This window comes from Arthrobacter arabinosi, assembly GCF_054511115.1.
On sequence record NZ_JBTNDF010000002.1, the window covers coordinates 749,688 to 776,285 of the forward strand.

The window sequence follows — 26,598 nt, forward strand, 5'->3', positions numbered from 1 at the left end:
GAGCTGCGGCGCGCTGCAGCGACCCGGACCCGCGCCCCCCGTGTCGGCGGTGCCGGGTAATCTTGAGGGGATGTCCGCAATCCGAGCACTGGCCGATCAGCTGGCCCTCCGGAGCGATGACGACGTACGCCGCCTCCTCACCGTCCGGCCCGACCTCATCCTCCCCCCGGTCCCGGACTTCGCCGCGCTCGCGGCCCGGGCGTCCTCGCGCGTGAGCCTGCAGCGGGCCCTGGACAACATCACGCGGCCCCAGCTCCAGGTCCTCGAGGCCCTCGCGGTCCTCACCGAGGACGACGGCGGCGCGGTGCCGCCGGCCCGCCTCGCCGAAGCCCTCTCGCAGCAGGACACCGACGCGGTCGAGGCGATCCTCGCCGACCTCGCCGCGCGCGCGCTCGTCGTCGGATCCGCGTCGGAGGGCTTCCTCCCCGTCGGAGCGATGGCCGACGCCGTGGCGCCGTACCCGGCGGGCCTGGGCCGATCCTTCCGAACCCTCGCCCGGTCGATCCCGCGGTTCGGTCCCGCGCTCGTCCGAGCCGCCCACGTCGTCGCCCCGGACTCCGCCGACGAGGCGCTGACGTCGGCGGCCGCGGCGCGGGTCCTGGACCGGGCGACGGCGGACCCGGACGCCTGGGACCGCCTGCTGGCCGGCGCCCCCGAGGGTTCGGCAGCCCTCCTCGCACGACTCCGCGACACCCCGGTCGGCGCCACGGCGACCGGGGGCGACGGCGGGGCCCCGCCGGCGGTGCAGTGGCTCCTGGACCGCTGCCTCCTGGCGCCGCTGGACGCCCTCCACGTCGAACTTCCGCGCGGCGTGGGCATGGCCGTCCGCGGCCACGCCGTCTTCGCGTCCCTCGACCTGGAGCCGCCTCGCCCTGCCCTGCGGACCACCCCTGCGACGCTCCGTGACAACGCGGCGTTCGGCGCGATCGCCGAGACCCTGCGGCTCATGGGGTCCCTGCTGGCCGTCGTCGGCGGTTCCCCCGTCTCCACCCTCCGGTCCGGCGGGGTGGGCGTGCGCGAACTGCGGCGCGTCCGCGAGGCCTTGCAGTGCGGCGACGGTGAGGCCGCCTGGCTGCTGGAGCTCGCGGCCGCCGTCGGCCTGCTCGCCCTCGACCCGGACGATTCACGCTGGAAGGCCGCCCGGCTGGACACCTGGGAGGTCCTTGACCGTGACACCCAGTGGCAACTGCTCGTCGAGGGGTGGCTCGCCGTCGACCGCGCGCCGGCGCTCGCCGGGTCGAAGCTGCCGGACGGCACGTCCGTCAACGCCCTCGCCGCCGAGGCGTCCCGACCCGACGCCCCCATGGTGCGCCGGCGGCTCCTGTCCGTCGCCCTCGAACTGTCCGACGCCACGGTCACGGCGGTCACCGCAGGAGGGGACGCCACCGGAGGGAAGACCGACGGAGCAGCCGGGGGGTCCGGGGCGGTCCGCGTCCTAACCGAGGAGGACGTCGTCGGCCTCGCGACCTGGCACCAGCCGCGCCTGCACCGCCGCTTCGCCCGGCTGATCCCCGGGATGATGACGGAGGCAGCGGCGCTCGGGCTGACCGGCAGCGGAGCACTCGCCGAGGCAGGGCGCCTGGTCGCCGAGGGACGCCTCGACGACGCCGCCCGCAGCGTGCGGGACGCCCTGCCCGCCCCGGTCTCCCAGGTGGTCCTGCAGGCGGACCTCACCGCCGTCGCGCCGGGCTACCTGCAGCCCGAGGTCGCGCGCGGACTCCTGCGCATGTCCACGCCCGAAGGCCAGGGGCCCGCCACGACCTACCGTTTCTCCGCGGAGTCGATCCGTGCGGCGCTCGACGCCGGGGAGGACGCCCCGTCGATCCTCGGGTTCCTCGGCGCCCACTCCGCCACGGAGATCCCGCAGGCCCTGACGTACCTCGTCGAGGACACGGCGTCCCGGTACGGCGGCCTCCGCGTGGGCCGGGCGGGCAGTTACCTGCGCACGGAGGACGACGCCGTCGCCGCCACGGTCCTGGCCGACCCGCGCGCCGCGGTCCTCGGGGTCGTGCAGATCGCACCGACCGTGCTGGTGTCACCCGCCTCCGTGCAGGAACTCACCGGCCTCCTGCGCGATCTCGGATTCGCGCCGGCGTCGGATGCCGTGGTCGCCTTCGCACCATCGCCCGCCGGGACACCATCGCCCGCCGGGGCATCCCGGCCGTCAGCGCCCGGCGGGGTCCCGGATCAGCTGAGGTCGCGACTCAACCCTTGGTCGGTCGTGGAGGAGGAGATCACGGCGCAGCTGGCCGCCCTCCGCACGCCACGGTCGGGTACCGCCGATCCGGCGGGCGCCGCCGACAGCGAGACGCTCCTGGGGCTGGAGATGCTGCGTGCCGCCATCCGGTCCCGCAGCCGGATCCGCCTGGGCACCGCGGACAGCGAAGGCAATCACGTGCGCCAGGTCCTTGTCCCACTCTCGGTGTCGGGAGGCCGCCTGCGGGTGTTCGATCCCGAGAACCAGGTGGAGAAAGTCGTGTCCGTACACCGCGTCATGGACGTGGAGATCCTCGAAGGGAGCGCCGCCGATGGTTGACGGACCGCTGATCGTCCAGAGCGACAAGACCATCCTGCTGGAGGTGGACCACGAGCAGTCCACGGAGGCGCGCCACGCGATCGCCGCGTTCGCCGAACTCGAGCGCGCACCCGAGCACGTCCACAGCTACCGGCTCACGCCGCTCGGGCTCTGGAACGCGCGGGCCGCCGGGCTCGACGCCGAGCACGTCCTCGACACCCTGCTGAAGTACTCCCGGTTCCCCGTGCCCCACGCCCTCCTGATCGACATCGAGGACACGATGTCCCGCTACGGACGGCTCCGGCTCGAGAAGGACCCCCAGCACGGCCTCGTGCTGCGGACGACGGACTACCCCGTGCTGGAGGAGGTCCTGCACGCGAAGAAGATCCAGCCCCTCCTCGGGCCCCGGATCGACGGCGAGACGGTCGTCGTGCACTCCTCCCAGCGCGGGCAGCTCAAGCAGCTGCTGCTCAAGCTGGGGTGGCCGGCCGAGGACTTCGCCGGTTATGTGGACGGGACGCCTCACCCGATCATGCTCGACGAGGACGGCTGGACGCTGCGCCCGTACCAGCAGCTGGCCGTGGAGAACTTCTGGTCGGGCGGTTCGGGCGTCGTCGTCCTGCCCTGCGGCGCGGGGAAGACCCTCGTCGGTGCCGCTGCGATGGCCACGAGCCAGACCACCACGCTGATCCTCGTCACCAACACCGTGTCCGCGCGGCAGTGGAAGGACGAGCTCCTCAAGCGCACGTCCCTGACCGAGGAGGAGATCGGGGAGTACTCCGGAGCGGTGAAGCAGGTGCGGCCCGTCACCATCGCGACCTACCAGGTCCTGACGACTCGCCGAGGCGGCCTGTACCCGCACCTCGAGCTGCTCGACGCCAACGACTGGGGACTGATCGTGTACGACGAGGTGCATCTCCTCCCGGCGCCCATCTTCAAGATGACCGCGGACCTCCAGGCCCGCCGTCGGCTCGGCCTCACGGCGACCCTGGTCCGCGAGGACGGCCGCGAGGGCGAGGTCTTCTCGCTCATCGGTCCCAAGCGCTACGACGCCCCCTGGAAGGACATCGAGGCCCAGGGGTACATCGCCCCCGCGGACTGCGTGGAGGTGCGGGTCGACCTGCCGCGGGACGAGCGGGTGGCTTACGCGATGGCCGACGACGGCGACAAGTACCGCCTGTGCGCGACGTCGGACACCAAGTCCGACGTCGTGGAGAAGCTGGTCGCCGCGCATCGGGGCGAGCAGCTGCTGGTTATCGGCCAGTACATCGACCAGCTCGACGACCTCGCGGCGCGGCTCGACGCTCCCGTCATCAAGGGCGAGACGTCGGTGAAGGAACGGCAGCGGCTCTTCGACGCCTTCCGGTCCGGGGAGATCACGGTGCTCGTGGTGTCGAAGGTGGCGAACTTCTCGATCGACCTCCCGGAGGCGTCCGTCGCGATCCAGGTCTCGGGCTCCTTCGGGTCCCGCCAGGAGGAGGCCCAGCGCCTCGGCAGGCTGCTCCGGCCGAAGGCCGACGGGCGGGCGGCCCGCTTCTACACCGTCGTGGCCCGCGACACGCTCGACCAGGATTTCGCCGCGAAGCGCCAGCGCTTCCTGGCGGAGCAGGGCTACGCGTACCGTATCCTCGACGCCAAGGCCATTGCCGACAGCGGGCCCAGCGACTGACGAGACTTCTCCCAGTGATGGTCCAGCCAATTCACAGACAACCTGCGGATACTGGGAGAGTGAAGAAAACAGGCCCTGAAGCGAAACTCCTGGTCGTCGACGACGAACCGAACATCCGCGAACTCCTGTCGACGTCCCTGCGCTTCGCCGGTTTCGACGTGGTCGCCGCCGCGAACGGCCGGGACGCCCTCGCTGCCGCCGAGACCCACAACCCCGACCTCGCCGTGCTGGACGTCATGCTCCCCGACATGGACGGGTTCACCGTCACGCGGCGCCTCCGCGCCGCTGGCCGGCATTTCCCCGTCGTGTTCCTGACGGCCCGGGACGACACCGACGACAAGGTCACGGGCCTCACGGTGGGCGGCGACGACTACGTCACGAAGCCGTTCAGCCTCGACGAGGTCGTCGCGCGCATCCGCGCGGTCCTGCGCCGCACGCACCCGCTCGAGGACGACGACGCCGTGATCCGCGTCGCCGACCTGGAACTCGACGACGACGCCCACGAGGTCCGGCGCAACGGGGAGATCATCGACCTCTCCCCCACCGAGTTCAAGCTCCTGCGATACCTCATGATGAACCCCAACCGCGTCCTGTCGAAGGCGCAGATCCTCGACCACGTGTGGGAGTACGACTTCAACGGCGACGCCTCGATCGTCGAGTCCTACATCTCGTACCTGCGGCGAAAGATCGACAGGAACCCCGACGCCGTCGCCCTGATCCAGACCAAGCGGGGCGTGGGTTATCTCCTGCGCACCGCTGACAAGCGGTAGCACCGGCGACTTGGTCAAGCGTTGGAACGCGGCGTCGCTCCGCTCGCAGCTCGTGGCGATCATCATGCTCCTGATGATCGTCACGGTCGGCATCACGAGCCTCGCCACCATCTCCCTGCTGCGTAACGGGCTGGTGGACCGCATCGACCAGGACCTGTGGAACAACGCCAGGACCGTCGCGAACGACATCTACTCCACCGAGCCCCAGTCCGACGGCGCCGTGCTGAGGTACTACGCCGCCCTGCTCGACAGTGACGGCGGCGTGGTGGCGGCCAACCAGTCCGCCGATGCCGTCGACGTGCCCGACCTCGGCGGCATCACGCAGGAACGCATCATCGACCTCGACGGCGCCGGCTTCGACGTGCCCAGCACCGATGCCGGCAGCCAGGGGTGGCGCGTGCGGATCTTCCGGTTCGCCAACACCGACGGGTACCTCGCCATCGCCTCGCGCCTGAACACGGTGAACGAGTCGCTGCAGGAGGCCAAGGAGATCATCCTCACCTCCGGCCTCGTCACGACCGCCCTCGCCTCGCTCATCGCGTTCGTGACGGTGACGCGGCAGTTCGCGCCGCTCGCCCGCGTGGAGCGGACGGCAGCGGCGATCGCGGCCGGCGACCTCTCCCGCCGCGTCGCCGTCGAACGCCCCGCCTCCGAGATCGGGCGGCTCTCCCGGTCCCTCAACGCCATGCTTGCGCACATCGAGCGGGCCTTCGCCGCCCGCACGGCGTCGGAGACCAAGATGCGGAGGTTCGTCGCCGACGCGTCCCACGAGTTGAGGACACCGCTCGTCACCATCCGCGGCTACTCCGAGCTGTACCGGCACGGCGCCCTGCAGAAGGACGAGGACGTCGCGGCGGCCATGGGCCGGATCGAGAGCGAGGCGATCCGCATGGGCCAGCTGGTCGAGGACCTGCTGACCCTCGCGCGGATCGACGAGCAGCGCCGGCCCGAGGTGAAGTCCGTGGACCTCACGGTACTCGGCCACGACGCCGCCTTCGACGCCAGGGCCACCGCCCCGGACCGCACCATCTCCGTCATCGGGCTCGACGGCGGCAGCCCCCGCTCCGCGCCCACCCGGGGCGACGAGGCCCGGCTCCGCCAGGTCGTCGCGAACCTGATGACCAACGCGCTCCGGTACACGCCCGCCGGGTCGCCCATCGAGATCGCGGTCGGCGTCGCCCCGGTGCTGCACGGTCACAGCGATGCCGTCCTGGAGGTGCGCGACCACGGTCCCGGCATCTCCGAGGACGACGCCGCGAAGGTCTTCGAGCGCTTCTACCGGGCCGACACCTCGCGCCACCGGGAGACGGGCGGTACGGGTCTCGGCCTCGCGATCGTCGCCGCCCTGGTGTCCCAGCACGACGGCACGGTCCGGCTCGAGGAGACGCCGGGCGGTGGCGCGACCCTGTCGATCCGGCTGCCGCACGTCCCCCTGGAGGAGGATGCATCCGATGAGGAGGCGCAGGAGCAGGACGACTCACCCGACGAGGCCACGACGGACGCGCACCACCCCGCCTTCTCCCACGCCATCACTCCTCCACAGGCACCTCCGACGAAGCCGGTTGTCCACAAACGCGGCGACGACAGCTGACCCCTCCCGTCCGTGCCCTAGCGTCGGGGGCGTCAAGGAAGCGCGAGCACGGGAGCACAGCATGGCATTCTTCAACGTAGACACCGACGGCCTGGCGGCCAAGAGCGGCCAGGTCCAGGGCACCATCGGAAGGCTGCAGGCGGAGGTCAACTCCATGCAGGCCGGGCTGCGGGAGCTCGAGGGCCTCTGGACGGGGCAGGCCGCCACCAATTTCCAGCAGCTCATCCTGCAGTGGCGGGCCACGCAGCAGCAGGTCGAGGAATCGCTGACCGGCATCAACCAGGCCCTGAACGTCGCCACCCAGCAGTACGCCGACGCCGAACAGAGCAACGCCCGCATGTTCATGAGCTGACGTACCGGGCCAAGCCGCGCAGCGGGCAGTGCAGCAGGCAGGTCCCCTGCAGCGCGGAGCAGACGACTGCGGCTGGGCTGCTGCGCTCGGCACCCGGGGCGCCGGCGGGCCTCCGCCCGGGCCTGCGCGCGAGAAGGGCGGCACCCCCTGTCCGGGAGTGCCGCCCTTCAGGCGTGCCGTGCGCGGGTGGCGCGCACGCGGTGGGGGCTAGAAGCCGCCCATGCCGCCCATGCCGCCCATGTCGTCGCCGCCGCCGGCCGGTGCTGCCTTCTCCGGCTTGTCGGCCACGACGGCCTCGGTGGTGAGGAACAGACCGGCGATCGACGCTGCGTTCTGCAGTGCAGAGCGGGTGACCTTCACGGGGTCGTTGACGCCGGCGGCGAGGAGATCCTCGTACACACCGGTGGCAGCGTTCAGGCCGTGGCCGGCGGGCAGGCCGCGGACCTTGTCGACGACGACGCCGGGCTCGAGGCCGGCGTTGAAGGCGATCTGCTTGAGCGGCGCATCGATGGCGACACGGACGATGTTCGCGCCCGTCGCCTCGTCGCCCGTGAGCTCGAGGTTGGCGAACGCCTTGGCGCCGGCCTGGATGAGGGCCACGCCGCCACCGGCGACGATGCCTTCCTCGACGGCGGCCTTCGCGTTGCGGACGGCGTCCTCGATACGGTGCTTGCGCTCCTTGAGTTCCACCTCCGTTGCCGCGCCGGCCTTGATGACTGCGACGCCGCCGGCCAGCTTGGCCAGGCGCTCCTGCAGCTTCTCGCGGTCGTAGTCGGAGTCCGAGTTGTCGATCTCGGCGCGGATCTGGGCCACGCGTCCGGCGATGGCATCGGCGTCGCCGGCACCTTCGACAATGGTCGTCTCGTCCTTGGTCACGACGACCTTGCGGGCGGTGCCGAGCAGGTCGAGGGTGGCGGTCTCGAGCTTGAGGCCGACCTCCTCGGCGATGACCTGGCCACCCGTGAGGATCGCGATGTCGGCGAGCTGCGCCTTGCGGCGGTCGCCGAAGCCCGGAGCCTTGACGGCGACGGACTTGAAGGTGCCGCGGATCTTGTTGACCACGAGGGTCGCGAGGGCTTCGCCCTCGATGTCCTCGGCGATGATGAGCAGGGGCTTGCCCGACTGCATGACCTTCTCGAGGACGGCGACGAGGTCCTTCACGTTGCTGATCTTCGAGTTCACGATCAGGATGTAGGGGTCCTCGAGGACCGTCTCCTGGCGCTCTGCGTCAGTGACGAAGTACCCCGAGATGTAGCCCTTGTCGAAGCGCATACCTTCAGTGAGTTCGAGCTCGAGTCCGAAGGTGTTGGACTCCTCGACGGTGATGACGCCTTCCTTGCCCACCTTGTCCAGGGCCTCGGCGATCAGGGCGCCGATCTCGTCGTCACCCGCGGAGATGGACGCGGTCGCAGCGATCTGCTCCTTGGTCTCGATCTCCTTGGCGGAGGCGAGCAGCTCTTCGGTGACGGCCTGGACGGCCTTCTCGATGCCGCGCTTGAGGCTCAGGGGGTCGGCACCGGCCGCGACGTTACGCAGGCCTTCCTTGACCAGGGCCTGGGCGAGCACGGTGGCGGTGGTGGTTCCGTCGCCGGCGACGTCGTCCGTCTTCTTGGCGACTTCCTTGACGAGTTCGGCGCCGATCTTCTCGAACGGGTCGTCGAGTTCGATCTCCTTGGCGATGGACACGCCGTCGTTCGTGATGGTGGGGGCACCCCACTTCTTCTCGAGTACGACGTTGCGGCCACGGGGGCCGAGGGTCACCTTGACGGCGTCAGCGAGGATGTTGAGGCCCCGCTCGAGGCCACGGCGGGCCTCTTCATCAAAAGAAATGATCTTGGCCATAACGGCTTAGGTCCTTTCGGGACGGTTGCATTTCAGCATGTGAATGCTTGCCTGCGTGTGGTGCCCGCGACGGCCGGATGAAGCTGGAACGATCTCTTTCACGCTCCTGCCCCACCCCCACCACAGAGGTTTGCCTGCTTCACGCGCCTCGCACAGTCTTAGCAGTCTGCGCGCGCGAGTGCTAACTCAATAATTAGCACTCCCACCCTATGAGTGCAACCCGCGGGGGGCGGTCCGGGGCGGTCGCTCCGCCGTCCGGCCCGTCCCGCCACGCTGCTCCGGCGCGGATGCCGGAGAGGGCATAGGTCTACCGGACCACGGGTCCCAGGAGGCACAGTGTCGACGCCGGCAGAAGGTCCGGAGCACGGGGAGTCCGGCAAGGGAACGGGCCGGCGGGGCCCTCACCAGCCGCCCTCCGGGTCGGGGCGTACCGGCAGGGATCCGGCCCGCGATCGTCCCCGTACGAGCCGGAGCCCTACCGGCAGAATCTCCACGGTCAGGCGAACCACGCCCCGGGGGGTTCATCGAGGGCATCGTGATCCTCGTCGGGTCCGAGCCGTTCCGCCGGGACGCCCGCGGTATCCCGCTCGAGGACCGACGCGGCGCCGGTCACCGGAACTCGGGGCCGAGGACGACGGAGATGGCCGGCGAGATGGCCGCACTCTCGGCGAGTTCGGTGATCCCGAGGTCCTCAGCGACGGCTTCGGCGGCGGCGCGCTGCTCCTCGCCGTCGTAGAACACGACGGACGCGTCCACGGGGACACCGGCCCAGTTCCCGGGCAGTGCGGATGTCCACCCGGCTGACGCCAGCCGACCGGCCGCCACCGAAGCGAGCCCCGGCGATCCCGTGCCGTTGAGGACGTTGACGGTCTGTGACCGGTCCACGGCGTCCATCCGATCGGAGCCGGTCGGGTCGTCGGTGGATTCCCCGCCCGGCTCATCCGGTGCGCCGGTGGACGCGGCGTCCGAGGGCTCGGCCGTTGCCGCTCCGTCCTCCGTCGTGGACGCCTCCGGAGCCGACGACGTCGACGGCGCGGCGGCGCGATCGCTCCCTACCGGGAAGCCCAGTCGGTGCGGGAGGAAGAAGGCGCCCAGGCCTACCAGGAGCGCCAGGCTCCCCGCGGCCATCTTGAGTCCGAGGCCGCTCGACTGCTCAGGGATGAACCGCCCGCGGTGGACCCCCTGGCGCGCGGACGTTTCCGGGACGCGGTCGAACTCGTCCCGCGGATGATCGGTCATGGAGGTGGGTGGTCCTTCGCTCGTCGAGGATGGCGGGCGGTGCTAGATATCCGCGCCGAGCCGGCGGGCCGAGCGTGCCTTCTGCCGGGTGGACCTGAGGCGCCGCAGCCTCTTCACGAGCATCGGGTCGTGGGCGAGGGCGGCTTCGGTGTCGATGAGGGCGTTGAGCACCTGGTAGTAATGCGTGGCGGACATACTGAACAGATCGCGGATCGCCTGCTCCTTCGCGCCCGAGTACTTCCACCATTCACGCTCGAGGGCGAGCATGCGCTGCTCGCGGTCACCGAGGGCCAGCCTGTCGCCCGCCCCGGATGTCGCGTCATCCGAATGCCGCACTGGCTCGGCCATTTCCCCTGTCGCCTTCCTTCAGTGGGCACAACTGTCATTCCATGGTAGTGGCGAATGACAACGCTGTCATTCGAGCGACACGGCTCGACGCCGGGGGCGAGAATGGCGTCATGACCTCCAGCGATCCCACCCTGTTCGACCTCCCCGCGACGCCTCCGGGGCGCGACGGCGACGGAGCCGCCGCAGGGTCGGGCGGGAAGCCGTCGCCTCACGCCTCCACCTTCCCCTTCGCGGCTCCGGCCCGTGTCGAGGCGCTGGTACCCGCCGACTGGGCGGCCGCACTCAGGCCGGTGGAGCCGGCCCTGCACCGGCTCGCAGCATCCCTGGCGGAGGATCTCGACGGCGGCCACCGCGTCCTGCCGGAACCGACCCGGATCCTTCGTGCCTTCACCACCCCGCTGGACCGGGTGCGGGTGGTCATCGTCGGGCAGGATCCCTATCCGACGATCGGCCACGCCGTCGGGCTCAGCTTCGCCGTCGATCCCGCGACCCGCCCCATCCCCCGGAGCCTCGCGAACATCTTCCGCGAGCTCGCCTCCGACACCGGTGCGGAGCCGCCGACGTCGGGGGACCTGTCCGGCTGGGCCGAGCAGGGTGTCCTCCTGCTCAACCGCGTGCTCACGGTACGCGCCGGCGAAGCCGCGTCGCACCGAGGCCGGGGATGGGAGGAGGTGACGGACGCCGCCATCCGGGCCCTCGTAGCGCGGGGTGGCCCGCTCGTGGCCGTCCTGTGGGGCAAGGACGCGCTCCGCCTCAAGCCGCTGCTCGGCCCGACGCCGACGGTCGAGTCGGTGCACCCCAGCCCGCTCTCCGCCTCCCGGGGCTTCTTCGGCTCACGGCCGTTCAGCCGCGCCAACGAGCTCCTGGTACAGCAGGGCGCCGCTCCGGTCGACTGGTCGCGCACGAGCGCTCGGTCGGGCTGATTCACGGCTTCGCCGCGTCGCCCGCGGTACCGGGGCGGCGCGTCCTCGGCTGCCGGCGGGATCCCGATCCCGGTGGCGTCGTCCGGCCCGCCCAGTACAGCTAGCGGCGCCGGTTGCGCTGCCGCTCGTTCGAGCTGAGCTTCCGCGTGAACGGTCGGGCGAGGTTGTCGCCGAGGACGACCCCCGCGGCGATCGCCAGCACCACCGTGAGGGCGTTGAACAGGCCGAGGGCGCCGTCGTACACGATCTCCGACTCGATGGTGAGCGTGTACATGGAGCGGAAGATGGTGAGTCCCGGGTAGAGGAACAGGACGGCGGGAACCGCGACGACGAGCTGCGGGGCGCCGAGCCGGAGGGCGACTGCACGGGAGAGCCCCCCGATCAGGACGGCCGCGAGGGCCGGTGCCAGCCGGTAGCCGACGCCCGCGGTCATGGCGCTGATCATGAGGAGGTACCCGGCGACGGCGACGAGCGAGGTGGGGATCACCAGCTTCACGTCCGTCTGCTCGGCGATGCAGATCATGGCCACGGCGACGAACGTCAGGACCGCGACGACGGGCCACGGATACTGGCTGCCGGAGGACTCGATCACCTCGAGTTCGGGGATCCCCAGCGCCGATCCGGCGACGAGGGCGACCGCGATGCCGGCGACGAGCGCCGCGAACACCAGGACCGCCGAGAGGTAGCGGCCCGCCGCCGTGACGGGGAACCCGTTGATGGCGTCCTGCGTGGCGGAGACGAGCCGCCCGGTGGGCAGGAGCAGCAGGATGCCACCCACCACGACGAGGGCCGGTGAGATGGGGACCTGCAGCCACCAGAACACCATCGCGATGAGGGTGACCAGCGCGGAGGACGTCGCGACGGAGAAGAACTCCGGGACGCGCCACTCCCCCAGCTTACGGCTGACGAGGTCGACGAGGATGCAGCTGATGAACCCGACCAGCGACGCCGGCAGGGTCCCCCCGACGAAGGCCACGATAGCCGCGGAGAAGATGCCGAACGCGGCCGTCACCATCCAGCGCGGGAAGGGCTTCGGCCGGTGGGTGATCTCGTCGAGTCGCTGGGCGGCCTCGATCCGGGAGACCCCGCCGTCGGCGATGTCGGAGACGAGCCGGTGGATCGCCGTGAGCCCTGCGTAGTTGTTCGTCCACGAGCGGACCACCCGCAGCACCGTCGTCGGCGTCTGGTCCCTCGCCGAGTAGTTGATGACCACCGACTGGTTGGTGATGTCCACCTCGATGTGGTCGAGGCCGAAGGCCGCCGTGACCGCGATGATGCTCGTCTCCACCTCGAGGGCGCCCGCTCCGTACCGGAACATCGTCTCGGCGAGGTTGAGGGCGAAATCGAGGGCCTTGCGGGCACCGGCGTCGGGACCGCCGACCTGGATCATGGGATTCGCGTAGGGGCTGCCGGCCAGCCGCTCGACGATGCTCATCGCCTGGGTGGGCGGCGCCTCGCCCTGCACGAGGCGGCGGAGCACCCCCCGGGCGGCCGCGTTGGACCGGCTCGAGGCCGGCACGCTCCGCGGCGTGGTGGGTAGCGCGTCCGTCGGTCTCGTGGCGGGCTGCCGCTGGCGGCCCTGGCGGGCGGGCTTCGGGTCCGAGGCCGGACGCTTCGGCGGGATCCCGGCCCTGCCGCTCTTCCTGCCGGCACCCCCCCGGCCCGACTCCAGCTGCCGCTTCTCGTCATCGGACGGATCGAAGGGACGGCGGATCACGGGCAGCGCCTCCGCCACGGGCGAGGGATCAGGGACCGGGTGCCCGTCCGCCGGGGTCGAACCGTCTTTCACAGCGGCCTTTCATGCGTCGATCGCCGGGCCCTCCGCCGGCTCTTCCTCAGTAGAACGGCTGGTGTGTGCGCCGCCAGTACACCTGGCGTGCCGCGCGTTCGGCGATCGTGTTCCACACACGGTACTTCCAACCGCTGACCACGAGGTCGTAGCACCCGGCGAAGTCCGTCACCGTCCGGGTGAAGCTCGTCTTGAACAGTCCCAGGCCGTGGTGCGGGTGGTCCTTGTCCTTCAGCTGGTCGCCCGGAGGAGTGCCGCAGAAGTCGTACTCGGTGATCCCGAATTCGTCCTTGAGGTCGGTGATGGCCCGCCACTGCACGAGATGGGAGTCCCCGTACTGTGTGCGGCCGGGACGGGAACCGCCGTCCTTGTAGGTGCCCTTCAGTCCGTAGTTGATCACGAAGGCACCGACGGAGGGCTGCCCGTCCTCGTACACGAAGTAGAAGCGGCCCTGTCCGGCGTCCACGAAGTTCTGCCAGAAGCGGCTGTAGTACTCGAACGAGCGCATGCGGGCCGCCGAGCGGTCCTCGATGTGGGCCATGAGCGAGTACATGGCCTCGAAGGTCTCCTGCGTGGGCTCCATGCGCCGCACCTCGACCCCCTCGCGGATGGCCCTGCGGACGGCGTTGCGGCCGCGTGAGTGCAGGTTCCGCAGCAACTGGTTGGCGTCCGGCGTGGTGTCCAGGATGGCCGTGCTGTCGTTGGGCTGGAGATTGAAGGTCTTGACGAGCCCCTCGGACTGCAGGGCGTTGCGGACGTCGGGGCCGTCCACGAGGTCCGGCTCCACCTTGATCGCGAAGACGCGGTGCCCCTCCCTGCGGGCGAGGTCGGCGACGGCGCGCGCGGCGGCGGGGACATGGGTGGCCTCGGTGACCGCCGGCCCCTTGATCAGGTACCACAGCGCCCCGATGACGGGGACCTTCTTCTCGAGGACGAGGGCGTGGGTCGTGTACCCGGGGCCGTCGAGGACCACGAACCGGGGCCGCCACCCGTGATGGGACTTCACCTCGGCGAACGCCATGGAGGAGAGCATGTTGCCTCCGCCCGGGTTCGCCAACACGAGGGAATCCCAATCCCGCTGCTCTGTCCCGGTGGCGAAACGAGCGCTGAAGTCGACCAAGATTCCTCATTCACTGGTGGCAACGGAAGGACGCCCTCAAGTCTAGCGGCTGCGCACTACCCTTCCCGGTCGCATGACGCATTCGTTGCCTCAGGAAACGGGAAGTTCTGTACTCGCCCTGCCGGGGTGGTTAGCATCGGCGATATGGACTTCAGATACCTCGGCAACAGCGGCTTCAAGATTTCGGAAATCACCTACGGCAACTGGCTCACCCACGGATCGCAGGTGGAGAACGATGTCGCCACCCAGTGCGTGCGCGCGGCGCTCGACGTCGGCATCACCACCTTCGACACCGCGGACGTGTACGCGAACACCGCCGCGGAGACGGTCCTCGGCGAAGCCCTGAAGGGCGAGCGGCGCCAGTCGCTCGAGATCTTCACCAAGGTCTGGGGACCTACGGGCCCCAAGGGACACAACGACGTCGGGCTGTCCCGCAAGCACATCATGGAGTCGATCGACGGGTCGCTGCAGCGCCTGCAGACCGACTACGTCGACCTCTACCAGGCCCACCGGTACGACTACGAGACACCCCTCGAGGAGACGATGCAGGCCTTCGCCGACATCGTGCGCCAGGGCAAGGCCCTGTACATCGGGGTCAGCGAGTGGACGGCCCAGCAGATCCGCGACGGCCACGCCCTGGCGAAGGACCTCGGCTTCCAGCTCATCTCCAACCAGCCGCAGTACTCGATGCTGTGGCGTGTCATCGAGGGCGAGGTCGTCCCCACCTCCGAGGAGCTCGGGCTGTCCCAGATCGTCTGGTCGCCCGTCGCGCAGGGCGTACTGACCGGCAAGTACGCGCCGGGCGCCCAGCCCGAGCAGGGCACGCGTGCCTCGGACGACAAGGGCGGCGCCGACATGATCAAGCGCTGGATGAGCGACGAGGTGCTGACCGGCGTGCAGAAGCTCGCACCGATCGCCGACGGCGTGGGCCTCACGATGGCCCAGCTGGCCATCGCCTGGGTGCTGCAGAACAGGAACGTCGCCTCCGCGATCATCGGCGCCTCCCGGCCCGAGCAGGTGGAGTCGAATGCCGCCGCCGCGGGCGTGAGACTCGAGGACGACGTCCTGAGGGCGATCGACGACGCGATCGGCGACCTGGCCGAGACGGACGTCGCCAGGACCGTCTCCCCCGAGACGCGGCCGGTCTGATGGCGGCTGCGACCAGCCCGCTGAACGTCGCGGTCACGGGCTCCACCGGGAAGCTGGGGCGGAGCGTCGTCCGCGGGCTGCGCGAGGCCGGGCACACCGTCCTCGAGCTCGACCAGTACGGCGAGCGCACTCCGACGTTCCTCCGCATCGACCTGAGGGACTACGGGCAGGTCGTCGATGCGCTCCTCGGCGTGGACGACCGCCACTGCGGCCTCGACGCCGTCGTGCATCTCGGAGCCATCCCGGCTCCGGGCCTGCAGGCGGACGTCGCGACGTTCCACAACAACATGGCCGCCACGTACAACGTCTTCCAGGCCTGCCGGCGGGCCGGCATCAAGCGGGTCGTGTACGCGTCCAGCGAGACCGTGCTCGGGCTGCCGTTCGACACGCCTCCCCCGTACATCCCGGTGGACGAGGAATACCCGGCCCGGCCCGAGTCCACCTACTCCCTGGTCAAGCACCTCGAGGAGCAACTGGCGATCGAGCTGACGCGCTGGGATCCGCAGCTGAGCATCACGGCGCTGCGCTTCTCGAACGTCATGGACCCCGAGGACTATGCGGAGTTCCCGTCCTTCGACGCCGACGCGACCGCCCGGAAGTGGAACCTGTGGGGGTACATCGACGGACGGGACGGCGCGCAGGCCGTGGTCAGGGCGCTCGAGAACGCGGCACCCGGCTTCGACCGCTTCATCATCGCGGCCGCCGACACCGTCATGAGCCGCTCCAGCGCGGACCTGGCGGCCGAGGTGTTCCCCGGCGTGGCCCTGACGCGCGAGGTGGGCGAGCACGAGACACTCCTCTCGATCGACAGGGCGCGCAGGGTGCTGGGGTACGAGCCCCGGCACAGCTGGCGCGACCACGTCTAGCGCAAGCCATCCGGGCAGTCCCGGGCGGCGGCGCGAGCTGTCGCCCGGAGCGGTTCGTCAGTAGGCTGATGATTGAAGATACGCAGCACCGACGAAAGGCAGAGAAGATGACCGAGAACCTTCCCGATGAGGAACTGACCATCGTGGGCGAAGAGCCCGAGATGCCGAACGACGCGCTCGCTCCGGAGGCCTTCGACCCGGTCCTCGACGGCCGACCGGACAGCTACGAGGGCGCCGCGGAGGTCGACCCGGACCACTGGCAGGAGGATCCGCTGCTGCAGGACGAGCCCGGGGTGGCCGGGGCCGCGGCGGACGAGAACGGTGTCGCCGTGGTCGGCGAGGAAGGCGTCCTCAGCGACCAGACCCTCCGGGCGGAGACGGCCGAGGCCCGGTACGAGCACGGCGACGAGCAGTACCCGCCGGGGGAGCCGATGCTGGGCGAGGCCGCGGCCGACGTCGATTTCGGCATGATGGAGGACGACGAGGTCGACGCGAGCGACGATCCCGCCAACCGCGGTGGTTCGCCGCTGAGCGCGATCGACGAACAGGGCACCGACTAGCGACGACCGCCTGATGCGGCGCGAAGCCCCGGGGTTCCCCCCGGGGCTTCGTCGTATCCGTGCCCGCTCCGGGCCCGTGAGGCAGGACACATCCGGAATACGCTCCCGCACGCCCCGGTTGCCACGCAGTAGGAAACCGACCGGAAAGTAGGACCCCCGTGAAACTGTTCTCCCCGCTCACGCTCGGCACGCTCGAACTACCCAACCGCGTGGTCATGGCCCCGCTCACCCGCGTCCGCTCGGGTGACGCCGGCATCCCCGGCGACATCGTCGTCGAGCATTACCGGCAGCGCGCATCCCTCGGCCTGATCGTCAGCGAGGGCACCTACCCGAGCCACGCCGGCCAGGGCTTCCCGGGCCAGCCCGGACTGGTCGAGGACGAGCAGCTCGCCGGCTGGAAGCGCGTCACCGATGCGGTGCACGCCGACGGCGGACGCATCGTGGCGCAGGTCATGCACGCCGGCCGTGTGACGCACCCCGATACCAACGGCGGGTACGAGGTCGTCGCGCCCAGCGCCGTGGCGATCGACGGCGTCACGCGCACCCGCACGGGCAAACAGCCCTACCCGGTCCCGCACGCCCTCACCACCGACGAGCTCCCGGGCATCATCGAGGAGTTCGTCACCGCCTCCCGGAAGGCGATCGACATCGCCGGGTTCGACGGCGTGGAGCTGCACGGTGCCAACGGCTACCTGCTGCACGAGTTCCTCTCCCCCGATTCGAACCAGCGCGACGACGCCTACGGCGGAGCCCCGGAGAAGCGGGCTCGGTTCGTGATCGAACTCGTCACGGCCGTCGCCGCAGAGGTGGGCGCCGAGAAGGTCGGGCTGCGCATCTCCCCGGCGCACAACATCCAGGACGCGCTCGAGACGGAGGCTGCGGACGTCCACGCGACCTACGGCACGCTGGTGGATGCCCTCGCCCCGCTGGACCTCGCCTACCTGAGCATCCTGCACGCCGAACCGACGGGAGAGCTTATCCAGGACCTGCGCGCCCGCTTCGGCGGACCCGTGCTGATCAACAGCGGCTTCGGCGTGATCACCAATCGCGAGGAAGCGATCGCCCTGCTCGAGGACGGGGTGGGCGACGCCGTCGTCGTGGGCCGTCCCGCCATCGCGAACCCCGACCTCGCCCGCCGCTGGCGCGAGAACCTGCCGGAGAACGAGCCGAACCCGGCCACGTTCTACTCCACGGGCGCCGAGGGGTACACGGACTACCCGTTCTACGACAGCTCCGTGACCGCCAACTAGTCCACCGGCCGGCATACGAGGAAGGCGCTCCCGTCACGCGACGGGGGCGCCTTCCGTCGTTCGTGCCGGCGCCTCGCGCCTCGGACGCGCGCGGCGGACGAACCACGCGCGGACACCCGGGGCCCGGACGCCGGCCCACCCGAGCAGGAGGGCGACCGCCAGATGGGTATGGAGCATCAGCATGATCTCCGGGGAGTGATCCTGCCCCGGGCCGACCCCGACGGGCACGCCGTCGCCGTGATGGACCGCGGGCGGGGCGGGGGTCACGGACCCCACGACCAGCCCACCGAAGAGCCAGTGGAGCACCTGCTGGGCGGCCCCGAGCAGCAGCAGGATCCCCCACGTGGGCAGTCGTACGCGCCCGGCAAGGGTGGCCGCCAGGACGGCGAGGGCCGTGACCCCGCAGAGGATCAGCGGTCCGGGTAGCGTGGCACCGGAGAGGGCATGGGCGCACGCGCCGAGGCCCACGCACAGCAGGCCCACTGCCGCGGACCGCGCGACGGCCAGCGGCCGATCGGCTTCCGTGGCTTGCACCCCCTGATCGTAATCGTGCTGATGACTGCACGTCACGCGGAACCTCGCAGTGATAGGTGAAGAACCTGGTCCGTAGACTGTCGCCAAGGGAGCCCGTGCTCTCTCGAACCGAAAGGACGAGCGCATGTCAGAGAATCCAGGCGACGACGACAGGGTCCACAACGAGGCCCCCGCCGAGGGTGACACCGCGGCCGATCCGGCGGACATCCGGGTGCACTCCGAAGAACCCGCCGAGGGCGCCGACTCCGACGACCAGACCCGCTCCGGGACCTAGCAGCGGGGCGTTCGGGCGCAGCGGACGGGAGCGCCGGCCCATCGGGCCGGCGCTTTCCGTGTGGGTGGCCGGGTCTCGCGATCCGTGTCAGCGGGTCCCTACGACGATCTCGCCGAACGGGACCTCCTCGGACGTCTCGGCTCCGCGATCGAGTGCCTGGTCGCTGATCAGGATGCCGTGCTTGCCTTCCGCGACGGACTGTTTCATGACCATCAGCACTGTCTCGGCGAACCCCTCGTCCTGGGCCTCGAGGTAGCGGATGTAAGCGGGCGGGAAGTTCTCCGGGACGGTAAGCATGATGTCAACGCTACCGGCCGTCGCCGATCCGTGCCGGACCTCCGAACGGGTTGCGGTCCGCGCCCGGGAGGGGTTCGGGGCTAGCGCCGGCGCTTCTCCGCGGCGTAGCGCCCCAGTTCGGCCATGGCTGCGGCGGCGACCACGAACGAGAACGCGACGACGGCCAGCATCACGTACAGCAGCACGAGCATGGTCATCGGTGATGACGCGCTGTGCAGGATCCGCAGGCCACCGAACAACCCGACGGCCCAGAAGACACCGACACCCGTGAGCCAGTAGGCCGCGCGCCTGTGCCCGCGATCGAGCCCCATACTCCGGGCGCACTGTGCGAGGAGTCCTTGCCATTGATTCATAGCTCCACTATGGAGGGGCGTCCCGAAAGCACAGCATGCTGTCCTTATCGGGTTCGTCATATTGACAATGGCGACCCACCATGCATTTCGTCCCGTCCTGCGGGACGAGTTCAGTGGCCGGGCGTCCGGCGGAGCCAGGACATGAGGCGCCACCCGCCGGTGACTCCCGTCCCGGCGCGGTCGGCCTGGAACAGATTGCCCGGCGAGGGAAGTATCCCGCCCTTCTTGAGCGCCAGCGCGGGGTACACGGCCCCGACCACGCGTTCGTACAGGGCGGGGGCCAGGGTCCGGGCGAGGACGAATGTCGACTGCACGCGCCCCACCTGTGTGAGCCGGCGGGGCTTCTTCGAGACCCTGACGATCGCGCGCGCGACGCGTACCGGATCGGTGACCGGTGGCAGCGGGCGCACCGGCCGTCCGGTGTAGTTCGCCGCGTGCTGATGGATCGGGGTGTCGATGGTCGCCGGCAGGACCGCGCAGACATGGATGCCCGGGTCCGCACGCAACTCCATCCGGAGCACCTCGAGAAAACCGAGGAGCCCGAACTTGCTGGTGATATAGGGGCCCACGAGGGGCGACGTGATCCGGGAGTAGACCGACGCGACGGACACCAGGACCCCGTGACCCTGGCGCTTGAAGACGCCGAGCGCAGCGCGCGCACCGTATACCTGCCCCCGCAGGTTCACGTCGATGATCCTGTCGAACACCTCGGACGGGGTCTGCTCGAACGTCCCGAAGCTGTAGAGCGACGCGTTGCCCACCCACACGTCGATGCTCCCGAACCGGTCGACGGCGGCGTCGGCGAGCCGCTGGACCTGGGCTTCCGAGGAGACGTCGGTCGGCACGGTGATCGCTGCTGCTCCCCGGTCCCGGCATTCCCCGGCGACGACTTCCAGCGTGCCGCCGTCCCGCCCGGCGAGGACGAGCTGCGCCCCCTCCGCCGCGAACAAGCGCGCCGTCGCCCGGCCGATACCGCTCGATGCCCCCGTGATGACCACGGTCACAACTGCCCTCATCCGTCCACCTCCTGTGCGTCCGCTCCCGGCCTGCCGGCGGGGGCTCCCCTCCGAGTCTTCGGGGCAGCGCCGCTGTTTGTCACGCACTTCCTCGACCGCCCGCGCAGCGGACAGCACCGCGGTCTGCGCGATGGCCGGGATCATCCCTGCGACGTCGCCATCCGCGTGACGATCATCGGCACCGTCCACTGCCGGGAAGCAGGAAGGGAGCCCGCCCCGGAGGCGGACTCCCTTCCTGGTGCGGGGACGGTTGGTCAGCGCCCCGCACGCGGATCGTCGGTGACGTCGGGGTCGATCGTGTCGGCCTCCTGGTGGTGATGCGTTACCTTCTCACGCAGTCCCTGCGCGTCGGCCTGGCGCTCCTGGGCCTGCTGGCGGAGCCGTTCGGCCTCGACCTCCGCCCGCTGGGCTTCGGCCTCCGCCATCGAGGCCTTGGCCTCCCGCTCACGGGCCTCGAGTTCTGTGGCCTTCGCCTGCTCTCGGATCTCGGCCGCGCGATGCCGGTCCTGTTCCTCCCGGTGCTGGCGCTGGGCCGCTCCGCGCTTGCGGGCGAGGACCGCCACGAGGGCGATGACAGCCAGGACGACGATGATCCCGACGACGATCCACACCACTTGGTTCGTATCCACTGCTCACTCCTTCGATCGTTGACGGCGACGGCCGGGCGGTCGTCCTAGCCCGCGAAGCCACCGAGGCCGGGGATGCTGCCCAGCAGGTCCTTCGGATTGATGCCGAACCGGGCGAGGAGGTCGGAGTGCTGCTCCGGATCCACCTGGTCGGGGAGCTCGGACTGTGCCTGGTCGGCGTCGTCGTTCTTGCCCTGGCTCTTCAGCAGATCGATGATCTGCGCCTTGTCGATCTTCATTGCTGCCTCCTGGTCGAATGCCGATCGGTAAGCGTGCTTAGGGGATCATGGCACAGCGCCTCCCACTTGTCACGGGAGCCGGGGCGCACCGGAGAATGGATGGATGCCCCTCCTCCTGACGATCCTCGCGGACACCCACCTGCCGAAGCGCGCCCGCCAGTTGCCCGGCGAGGTGTGGGCCTCCATCGAAGCGTCCGACGTCGTCGTCCACGCGGGGGACTGGACCGAGGCGCCGCTCCTGGACGAACTCGAGACCCGGGCCCGGAGACTCATCGCCTGCTACGGGAACAACGACGGCGTGGAGCTCCGTGCGCGTCTCCCCCTGGTTGCACGGGCAGAGCTCGACGGCGTCCGCCTCGCCGTCGTCCACGAGACGGGCCAGAAACAGGGCCGCGAGGCCCGCATGGCCTCGCTCTACCCCGACGTCGACGTCCTGGTGTTCGGGCACAGCCACATCCCGTGGGACACGCGTGCGGCAACGGGGTTGCGCCTGCTCAATCCCGGTTCCCCCACCGACCGCCGCCGCCAGCCGCACTGCACGTTCATGACCGGGACCATCGACGCCGGCCACTTCGACGTCGACCTGCACCGCCTGCCGCTGCGCTGATGAGCCGGTGGCGTGCGCCCGGCGGACACCCTGCGGTGGCGCTGATGCGGGCTCGCCCGCTGCACCCGGAAGCCCATGAGGACGACGGCGAATTGGGAGAGGCCGGAAAATCGCCTGATTGATAGGGTGACTACCGGAAGCAACTACTCCGTCGAATACCCGGGAGCCCCGTGAGCAAGCACCTGCACCCCATCATGTCCGCCACGGCGGTCATGATGTGCGGCCTCACCCTCGGGGCGCTGCCCGCAGCGGCCGCAGAGGTATGCCCCGCCGACGGCAACGGCACGACGACGTGCCAGGCCACCGAGACGCAGGCCCCCGGCAGTCCCGCCCGGATCTCCCCAGGCACCACCCGGACCGACCCGGCACCCGCGCCGGGACCGGAGGATCCGAATCCGGGCACCAAGAAGGAGACGCCGCCGCCGGGAGTTGCCACTCCACCGGCAAACCCGGCGACGAAGCCACCCGTGGACCCGACGACGCCGCCACCACCGACGGCGGTGCCGCCAACGCAACCAGTGGTTACCCCTCCATCCCCCGAGCCCACGAAGAGTGCCGAGCCCACGCCGTCCGCGACGCCGGAACCCACACCCACGCCGGAGCTGATCGTGCCTGCCCCCGCCCCTGTCCCGGTTCCGCAGCCGGCACCGCCGCTTCAGCCGGTCGCTCCCCTCCCCCTGCCGCCGGCGCCCGAGGTGCTGCCCGCTCCCGTCGTCGAGGAGGTGCCGTTGGAGGAGGCGCCGGTCGAGGAGACGCCGAGCCCGAAGCCCACGAAGAGCTCCGCCAAGCCCTTGCCTTCCCCATCCGCGACCACGTCCACACCCGAGCCCTCCCCGTCGGCGAGCGCGGGTGAGGCCGTCGCCATCGACCGGACGGAGGCGCGGAGGCAGCCGAACATGCCCTTCCTCGCGCTGCTCTCGGTGATCATCGTCGGCTGCATCGCCGGCCTGGTGAGGCTTGTGGGTCCGCTCGGTGAAAGTCGGTCGCACTAGGCCGGCGTTACCTGTTCCGTTCCCCCGTGGGCCCCGCTAGGCTGTGTGCCGGACGATGGTCGGAGTCGCCCGAGAAGTACGAGGAGGTGGAGTCATGAAGAAGGTCCTTGCCGTTGCGCTGTGCGCCGACACCTACCCCATGAACACCGCCTCCCCGGCATCCGCGCCGTAGCCGCGTCCGCGGGAGGCCTCCTTCGGAGGAACCCCGTTGAACACTCTCCTGCAGTACGGTTTCACCGACCGCATCGGTGCCCTGTTCTCCTTCCATTACCCGTCCGGCGTCCAACCGGCCCGGGTCATCCGCGCTGACCGCGGCCGGATCCTGGTCGCCACCCTCCACGGCATCCTGCACCTCGAGAGCCCGGACTCCCTCGTCACCGGGGACTGGGTGGGGGTGGAGGGCGACGGCGAGGCGCGGGTCGTCGCCGGGCACCTGCCCCGCTCCTCGTTGCTCCAGCGCAAGCGGGCCCACGATCCGCTGTCCGAAGCACAGCTCCTGGCGGCGAACATCGACCTCCTGGGTGTCGTGGTGCCCCTGGATCGGCCGCTCTCCACCAACAGGCTCGAGCGCACCCTCGTCGCGGCGTGGGATTCGGGCGCCGTGCCCCTCGTCATCCTGACCAAGGCGGATCTCAGCTCCCGCTTCGACGGCGTGGTCGCCGAGACGGTCGAACGAGCCCGTGGAGTCGAGGTCTTCACCACGTCGGCGGAGGCCGGCGACGGCCTCGAGGACCTGCGCGGAAGGATCGGCGCCGGGCAGACCCTGGCCCTGCTGGGCCCCTCCGGTGCGGGCAAGTCGAGCCTGATCAACGCCCTCGTCGATGACTCCCGGCAAGACACGGGAGAGGTCCGCGCCGGCGACGGGCGCGGACGACACACGACGACCGCCCGGGAGCTGGTGCCGCTCGGGGACGGTGCCGTCCTGATGGACACACCTGGCCTGCGTGGCTTCGCCCTGTGGGACGCCGAGGCCGGCCTGTCCGAAGTGTTCGGGGACGTCGAGGCGCTGTTCGGCGACTGCCGGTTCCGCGACTGCGCCCATGACCGTGAACCGGGGTGCGCCGTGCAGGCGGCGATCAGCTCGGGATCACTGGAGGAGCGGCGCTGGTCCAGTTACCGGAAGATGGAGCGCGAACTGGCGAGCCTCCACCGCCGGCAGAACGTCGCGGAGCAGCGGCGCCACGCCAAGACCTTCCATCGGTTGACCCGTGATGCGGCCATGGCGAAGGACTACCGGAACCGCTTCAGGGAAGGAGGTTGAGGAGTCGGCATTTTGGGAGCGTAGGACGAACCGGCCGTCCGTTACGGTGACTTTCCCATTGACGCCGGGGCTACTGAGATCAGGACACCGACACCGAAACCGACACCGAAACGCTGGAGTGCCGGGACCCCATCCTCGCGGATGACGTCCCGGCACTCGGCGTCTTACACGTCCTACCTCAGGGTGAGCACCAGTTTGGGTGCGACCGCACTGCCGGCCTCCCTGGAGCTGAGGTCCAGGCCGTCGCTGCTGCTGGAGTCGAGGCCCAGGGAGAGCTGCTGGCCGAGCTCACCGGTCAGGCCGCTGACCGTCAGCGGCACGCTGTAGTTGGTGTTGACCGTTGTCGGGCCGAACGTGCCGATGCTGGTGCCCAGCGCCGGCCGGTTGCTATAGGTGATTCCGCCCTCGGTCCAGCTATCGGTAGCGACCACCTTGACGTTCTGCGTACCCGTCGACCCGCTCCCGGCGCTACGCAGCTGCAACGTCGCGCTCTCGATAGTCCTGCCTGCATAGGGCGACAGGTCGAACTTGAGGTAGGAGGCCTCCACGGGGCTGCTGTCCACGCCCAGCATGACGCTCGTCCCGAAGTTCGTCGTCGGCGCCCCGCTCGACACATAGGTGTCAGCGGCGGCCGGGACGGTGACGGTTTGCGACGCGCCGCCTCCTCCGGCGGGAGCGGTGGTGAAGGTCCAGGTCCTGTCCGCCGCCAACGCGTTACCAGCAACATCCTTCACTCCACTGGCGCCGCCCTTGATCGTGGCCGTGTACGTCGTACTCGCCGCCAGATCAGTATCCGGGTTCAGCGTGGCAGTCGTGCCGCTGAAGCTCACAGCGGCCGGTACCGGCGTCGTCCCCGGCCCCGTCAGCGTGAACGTGGTCGACGTGACCGACGTGACCTGCTCCGAGAACGTCCCCGTCACATTCGAATTCACCGCCACACCCGTCGCATTAGCAGCCGGAGACGTAGCCGTCACCGTCGGAGCCGTCGTATCCCCCGTGCTCCCGCCGCTACCGCCGCTGGGGTCGTAATAGTGCCAGTACCGGCTTGTGGCGTTGACGTCGGCGAGGACCAGTAGGCCACTGTTGGCTGTGCTCCCCGACTTGTTGAGGTTCTGCTTCGTCGACGTCACGTTGTGGACGTACTGGTCGGCGTCCACGATCCGGGCGGTCTTCGTGGTGGTGAAGCTGATGGCGTTGAGCGGCGTGGACTTCTCGTAGATCGCGCCCCCCGAACTGGTGCAGGTACCGGCATTGGTCGTGCCACTGGGTTTCGGGTAGGTGGCGAAGGTACGCAGCTTCTGCGCGGCCTCGTCGATCAGGACGATCACCCGGTTCGGGCACTCGGCCACCGTCGCGATAGTGTGCGCCGTCCACTTCGCGCTCACGCTGTCCAGTGCCAGCAGTTGGATCAGCGGCTGGGACGCGGAGGTGAAGGACGTCTTGATGGCGGCGAAAACCCGACCGCCCGAGGAGTCCAGCCACTTGAGGTTCATGTGGTCGTCACCGCTCCGCTGCCCGGAAACGGCTGCCACAGGTGCGGTCCAGGCGGTGTTCGACGCTCCATCGACGTGGTAACTCCAATACATGCCGTCGGTGGCATCACCGACCTGCCGGCTCCACAGGATGCCCATCTTGTTCCCGCCGAACGCGATCACGGCCGCTGTATCGTCCACCGACACGTTGCTCAAGGACGCAGGATGGGCGAACGGCGTCCCCCAAGTCCTGCCATCGGTAGCAGTGACGTTCAGGTAGATACGGTTCCCCTGCTGCCAGGTGGCCCACACCCGCCCCGTCGAGTCCTTGTCGATGTTCAGGACCTCGACCCTGGAGTTGTTGATCTGCGAAGAATCCTTGAACACGTACGTCTTCTTGCTCGAGTCGTAGGTGTAACGCCGCATCGTCGTCGGGAAGCCCGGCTCTGCCGGCACGCCGTCATTGACGAACCGGTAGCTGGCCACGTTCAACGTCGTCCCGTCCCACAGCACGTCGTGGTGGGTGCTTGCCCGCGTGTCCGTCGCCACACCGGTGTCGACCCATGCGCTCGTCGCGGCGTTGAACCTGAAGATGTGGAAGTCCGAGCTGGCAGTGTCCCACAGGTTCCCCCACCAGAGCCCATCGTTGAACCACAGTGCGTTCGTCGCCCGCTTCGTACCCGTCGGCGTCCCTGTCCCCGAATGCGACGGACCTTCGACCCCGATGTCACCATCAGCTGCCGACGCCGGGACCGGCACCACCAGGGCACCCAGTGCAAGCAGCAGCGCTGTCAGCAGTACACCGAGCCGGGCGGTCCTGCGGGCCTTACGGCGGTCGCCCATGTGAAAAAGTACATAGTTCGGCATTGTTCCCCCCGGAGTTGGTTGAGTGTCAAGCCTCCCCAGGTGCGTCAAGTGTCGACGAGTGGGGCATCGGGCGCAAC

General features: G+C 69.9%; 26 protein-coding genes. 14 read left to right on the forward strand and 12 right to left on the reverse strand.

Annotated features, from left to right (window positions below):
• Nucleotides 1-70 precede the first annotated feature (70 nt).
• The 5 genes from ACX80P_RS07625 (at nucleotide 71) to ACX80P_RS07645 (ending at nucleotide 6,897) form a co-directional block, all read left to right on the forward strand.
• A complete protein-coding gene (locus tag ACX80P_RS07625) occupies nucleotides 71-2,536 on the forward strand; it encodes a helicase-associated domain-containing protein (protein WP_459277456.1) in 2,466 nt (821 codons plus the stop codon).
• Nucleotides 2,529-4,184 carry a DNA repair helicase XPB gene (locus ACX80P_RS07630; protein WP_459277457.1) on the forward strand — a complete coding sequence of 552 codons (1,656 nt, stop codon included), beginning with the start codon at nucleotides 2,529-2,531 and terminating at the stop codon, nucleotides 4,182-4,184. Before ACX80P_RS07625 ends, ACX80P_RS07630 begins: the two co-directional genes overlap by 8 nt.
• Before the next feature lie 59 nt (nucleotides 4,185-4,243).
• Entirely contained in the window at nucleotides 4,244-4,954 is a 711-nt protein-coding gene (locus tag ACX80P_RS07635; protein ID WP_459277458.1) for a response regulator transcription factor, read from the forward strand.
• 10 nt (nucleotides 4,955-4,964) lie between these two features.
• Complete coding sequence (locus ACX80P_RS07640; RefSeq protein WP_459277459.1) at nucleotides 4,965-6,545, forward strand: sensor histidine kinase; 1,581 nt, start codon at nucleotides 4,965-4,967, stop codon at nucleotides 6,543-6,545.
• A gap of 61 nt (nucleotides 6,546-6,606) precedes the next feature.
• The gene (locus ACX80P_RS07645; RefSeq protein ID WP_459277460.1) at nucleotides 6,607-6,897 is read left to right on the forward strand and encodes a WXG100 family type VII secretion target; all 291 of its coding nucleotides are present in this window, start codon (nucleotides 6,607-6,609) and stop codon (nucleotides 6,895-6,897) included.
• A 207-nt stretch (nucleotides 6,898-7,104) separates the two neighbouring features.
• Here ACX80P_RS07645 and groL read toward each other — a convergent pair whose 3' ends face one another.
• The 3 genes from groL to ACX80P_RS07660 all read right to left on the reverse strand — a co-directional run bounded on the left by groL (nucleotide 7,105) and on the right by ACX80P_RS07660 (nucleotide 10,326).
• Nucleotides 7,105-8,739 (reverse strand): chaperonin GroEL, encoded by a 1,635-nt coding sequence (groL, locus tag ACX80P_RS07650; RefSeq protein WP_459277461.1) that lies wholly within the window; start codon nucleotides 8,737-8,739, stop codon nucleotides 7,105-7,107.
• Between the two features lie 609 nt (nucleotides 8,740-9,348).
• A complete protein-coding gene (locus ACX80P_RS07655; protein ID WP_459277462.1) occupies nucleotides 9,349-9,978 on the reverse strand; it encodes a LytR C-terminal domain-containing protein in 630 nt (209 codons plus the stop codon).
• A gap of 42 nt (nucleotides 9,979-10,020) precedes the next feature.
• Nucleotides 10,021-10,326, reverse strand: coding sequence for a DUF3263 domain-containing protein (locus ACX80P_RS07660; RefSeq protein ID WP_459277463.1), 306 nt, complete (start codon nucleotides 10,324-10,326; stop codon nucleotides 10,021-10,023).
• Nucleotides 10,327-10,436: 110 nt separating this feature from the next.
• Here ACX80P_RS07660 and ACX80P_RS07665 point away from each other — a divergent pair, with 110 nt between their 5' ends.
• Entirely contained in the window at nucleotides 10,437-11,249 is an 813-nt protein-coding gene (locus ACX80P_RS07665) for a uracil-DNA glycosylase (RefSeq protein WP_459277464.1), read from the forward strand.
• A gap of 100 nt (nucleotides 11,250-11,349) precedes the next feature.
• Here the strand turns inward: ACX80P_RS07665 and ACX80P_RS07670 are convergent, their stop codons facing one another.
• Entirely contained in the window at nucleotides 11,350-13,038 is a 1,689-nt protein-coding gene (locus ACX80P_RS07670) for a threonine/serine exporter family protein (RefSeq protein ID WP_459277465.1), read from the reverse strand.
• 46 nt (nucleotides 13,039-13,084) lie between these two features.
• The gene (locus ACX80P_RS07675) at nucleotides 13,085-14,158 is read right to left on the reverse strand and encodes a lipid II:glycine glycyltransferase FemX (protein ID WP_459277466.1); all 1,074 of its coding nucleotides are present in this window, start codon (nucleotides 14,156-14,158) and stop codon (nucleotides 13,085-13,087) included.
• A gap of 144 nt (nucleotides 14,159-14,302) precedes the next feature.
• On the opposite strand from ACX80P_RS07675, the gene ACX80P_RS07680 reads away from it, so the two are divergent.
• The 4 genes from ACX80P_RS07680 (at nucleotide 14,303) to ACX80P_RS07695 (ending at nucleotide 17,983) form a co-directional block, all read left to right on the forward strand.
• The gene (locus ACX80P_RS07680) at nucleotides 14,303-15,307 is read left to right on the forward strand and encodes an aldo/keto reductase family protein (protein WP_459277467.1); all 1,005 of its coding nucleotides are present in this window, start codon (nucleotides 14,303-14,305) and stop codon (nucleotides 15,305-15,307) included.
• Nucleotides 15,308-15,327: 20 nt separating this feature from the next.
• On the forward strand, nucleotides 15,328-16,173 hold the full coding sequence (locus tag ACX80P_RS07685) for an NAD-dependent epimerase/dehydratase family protein (protein ID WP_459277521.1): 846 nt from the start codon (nucleotides 15,328-15,330) through the stop codon (nucleotides 16,171-16,173).
• Nucleotides 16,174-16,280: 107 nt separating this feature from the next.
• Complete coding sequence (locus tag ACX80P_RS07690; RefSeq protein ID WP_459277468.1) at nucleotides 16,281-16,733, forward strand: hypothetical protein; 453 nt, start codon at nucleotides 16,281-16,283, stop codon at nucleotides 16,731-16,733.
• Between the two features lie 158 nt (nucleotides 16,734-16,891).
• The gene (locus tag ACX80P_RS07695; protein WP_459277469.1) at nucleotides 16,892-17,983 is read left to right on the forward strand and encodes an alkene reductase; all 1,092 of its coding nucleotides are present in this window, start codon (nucleotides 16,892-16,894) and stop codon (nucleotides 17,981-17,983) included.
• A gap of 33 nt (nucleotides 17,984-18,016) precedes the next feature.
• Here the strand turns inward: ACX80P_RS07695 and ACX80P_RS07700 are convergent, their stop codons facing one another.
• Nucleotides 18,017-18,517, reverse strand: a complete 501-nt coding sequence (locus tag ACX80P_RS07700; RefSeq protein WP_459277470.1) for a hypothetical protein — start codon at nucleotides 18,515-18,517, stop codon at nucleotides 18,017-18,019.
• A gap of 124 nt (nucleotides 18,518-18,641) precedes the next feature.
• On the opposite strand from ACX80P_RS07700, the gene ACX80P_RS07705 reads away from it, so the two are divergent.
• Nucleotides 18,642-18,791 carry a hypothetical protein gene (locus ACX80P_RS07705; RefSeq protein WP_459277471.1) on the forward strand — a complete coding sequence of 50 codons (150 nt, stop codon included), beginning with the start codon at nucleotides 18,642-18,644 and terminating at the stop codon, nucleotides 18,789-18,791.
• An 87-nt stretch (nucleotides 18,792-18,878) separates the two neighbouring features.
• On the opposite strand, the gene ACX80P_RS07710 is transcribed toward ACX80P_RS07705, so the two are convergent.
• The 5 genes from ACX80P_RS07710 to ACX80P_RS07730 form a co-directional block, all read right to left on the reverse strand.
• The gene (locus ACX80P_RS07710; protein WP_459277472.1) at nucleotides 18,879-19,088 is read right to left on the reverse strand and encodes a hypothetical protein; all 210 of its coding nucleotides are present in this window, start codon (nucleotides 19,086-19,088) and stop codon (nucleotides 18,879-18,881) included.
• A gap of 80 nt (nucleotides 19,089-19,168) precedes the next feature.
• Entirely contained in the window at nucleotides 19,169-19,441 is a 273-nt protein-coding gene (locus ACX80P_RS07715; protein WP_459277473.1) for a hypothetical protein, read from the reverse strand.
• Nucleotides 19,442-19,551: 110 nt separating this feature from the next.
• Nucleotides 19,552-20,457, reverse strand: coding sequence for an SDR family NAD(P)-dependent oxidoreductase (locus ACX80P_RS07720; protein ID WP_459277474.1), 906 nt, complete (start codon nucleotides 20,455-20,457; stop codon nucleotides 19,552-19,554).
• Nucleotides 20,458-20,711: 254 nt separating this feature from the next.
• Nucleotides 20,712-21,086, reverse strand: a complete 375-nt coding sequence (locus tag ACX80P_RS07725; RefSeq protein WP_459277475.1) for an SPFH domain-containing protein — start codon at nucleotides 21,084-21,086, stop codon at nucleotides 20,712-20,714.
• A 44-nt stretch (nucleotides 21,087-21,130) separates the two neighbouring features.
• A complete protein-coding gene (locus ACX80P_RS07730) occupies nucleotides 21,131-21,322 on the reverse strand; it encodes a hypothetical protein (protein WP_459277476.1) in 192 nt (63 codons plus the stop codon).
• Between the two features lie 103 nt (nucleotides 21,323-21,425).
• Between ACX80P_RS07730 and ACX80P_RS07735 the strand changes: the two genes are divergently transcribed.
• The 3 genes from ACX80P_RS07735 (at nucleotide 21,426) to rsgA (ending at nucleotide 24,182) form a co-directional block, all read left to right on the forward strand.
• Nucleotides 21,426-21,929 carry a metallophosphoesterase family protein gene (locus tag ACX80P_RS07735; protein WP_459277477.1) on the forward strand — a complete coding sequence of 168 codons (504 nt, stop codon included), beginning with the start codon at nucleotides 21,426-21,428 and terminating at the stop codon, nucleotides 21,927-21,929.
• A gap of 170 nt (nucleotides 21,930-22,099) precedes the next feature.
• Nucleotides 22,100-22,921 (forward strand): hypothetical protein, encoded by an 822-nt coding sequence (locus tag ACX80P_RS07740; protein ID WP_459277478.1) that lies wholly within the window; start codon nucleotides 22,100-22,102, stop codon nucleotides 22,919-22,921.
• 208 nt (nucleotides 22,922-23,129) lie between these two features.
• Complete coding sequence (rsgA, locus tag ACX80P_RS07745) at nucleotides 23,130-24,182, forward strand: ribosome small subunit-dependent GTPase A (protein WP_459277479.1); 1,053 nt, start codon at nucleotides 23,130-23,132, stop codon at nucleotides 24,180-24,182.
• 173 nt (nucleotides 24,183-24,355) lie between these two features.
• On the opposite strand, the gene ACX80P_RS07750 is transcribed toward rsgA, so the two are convergent.
• Entirely contained in the window at nucleotides 24,356-26,497 is a 2,142-nt protein-coding gene (locus ACX80P_RS07750; protein ID WP_459277480.1) for a CBM96 family carbohydrate-binding protein, read from the reverse strand.
• Nucleotides 26,498-26,598 lie beyond the last annotated feature (101 nt).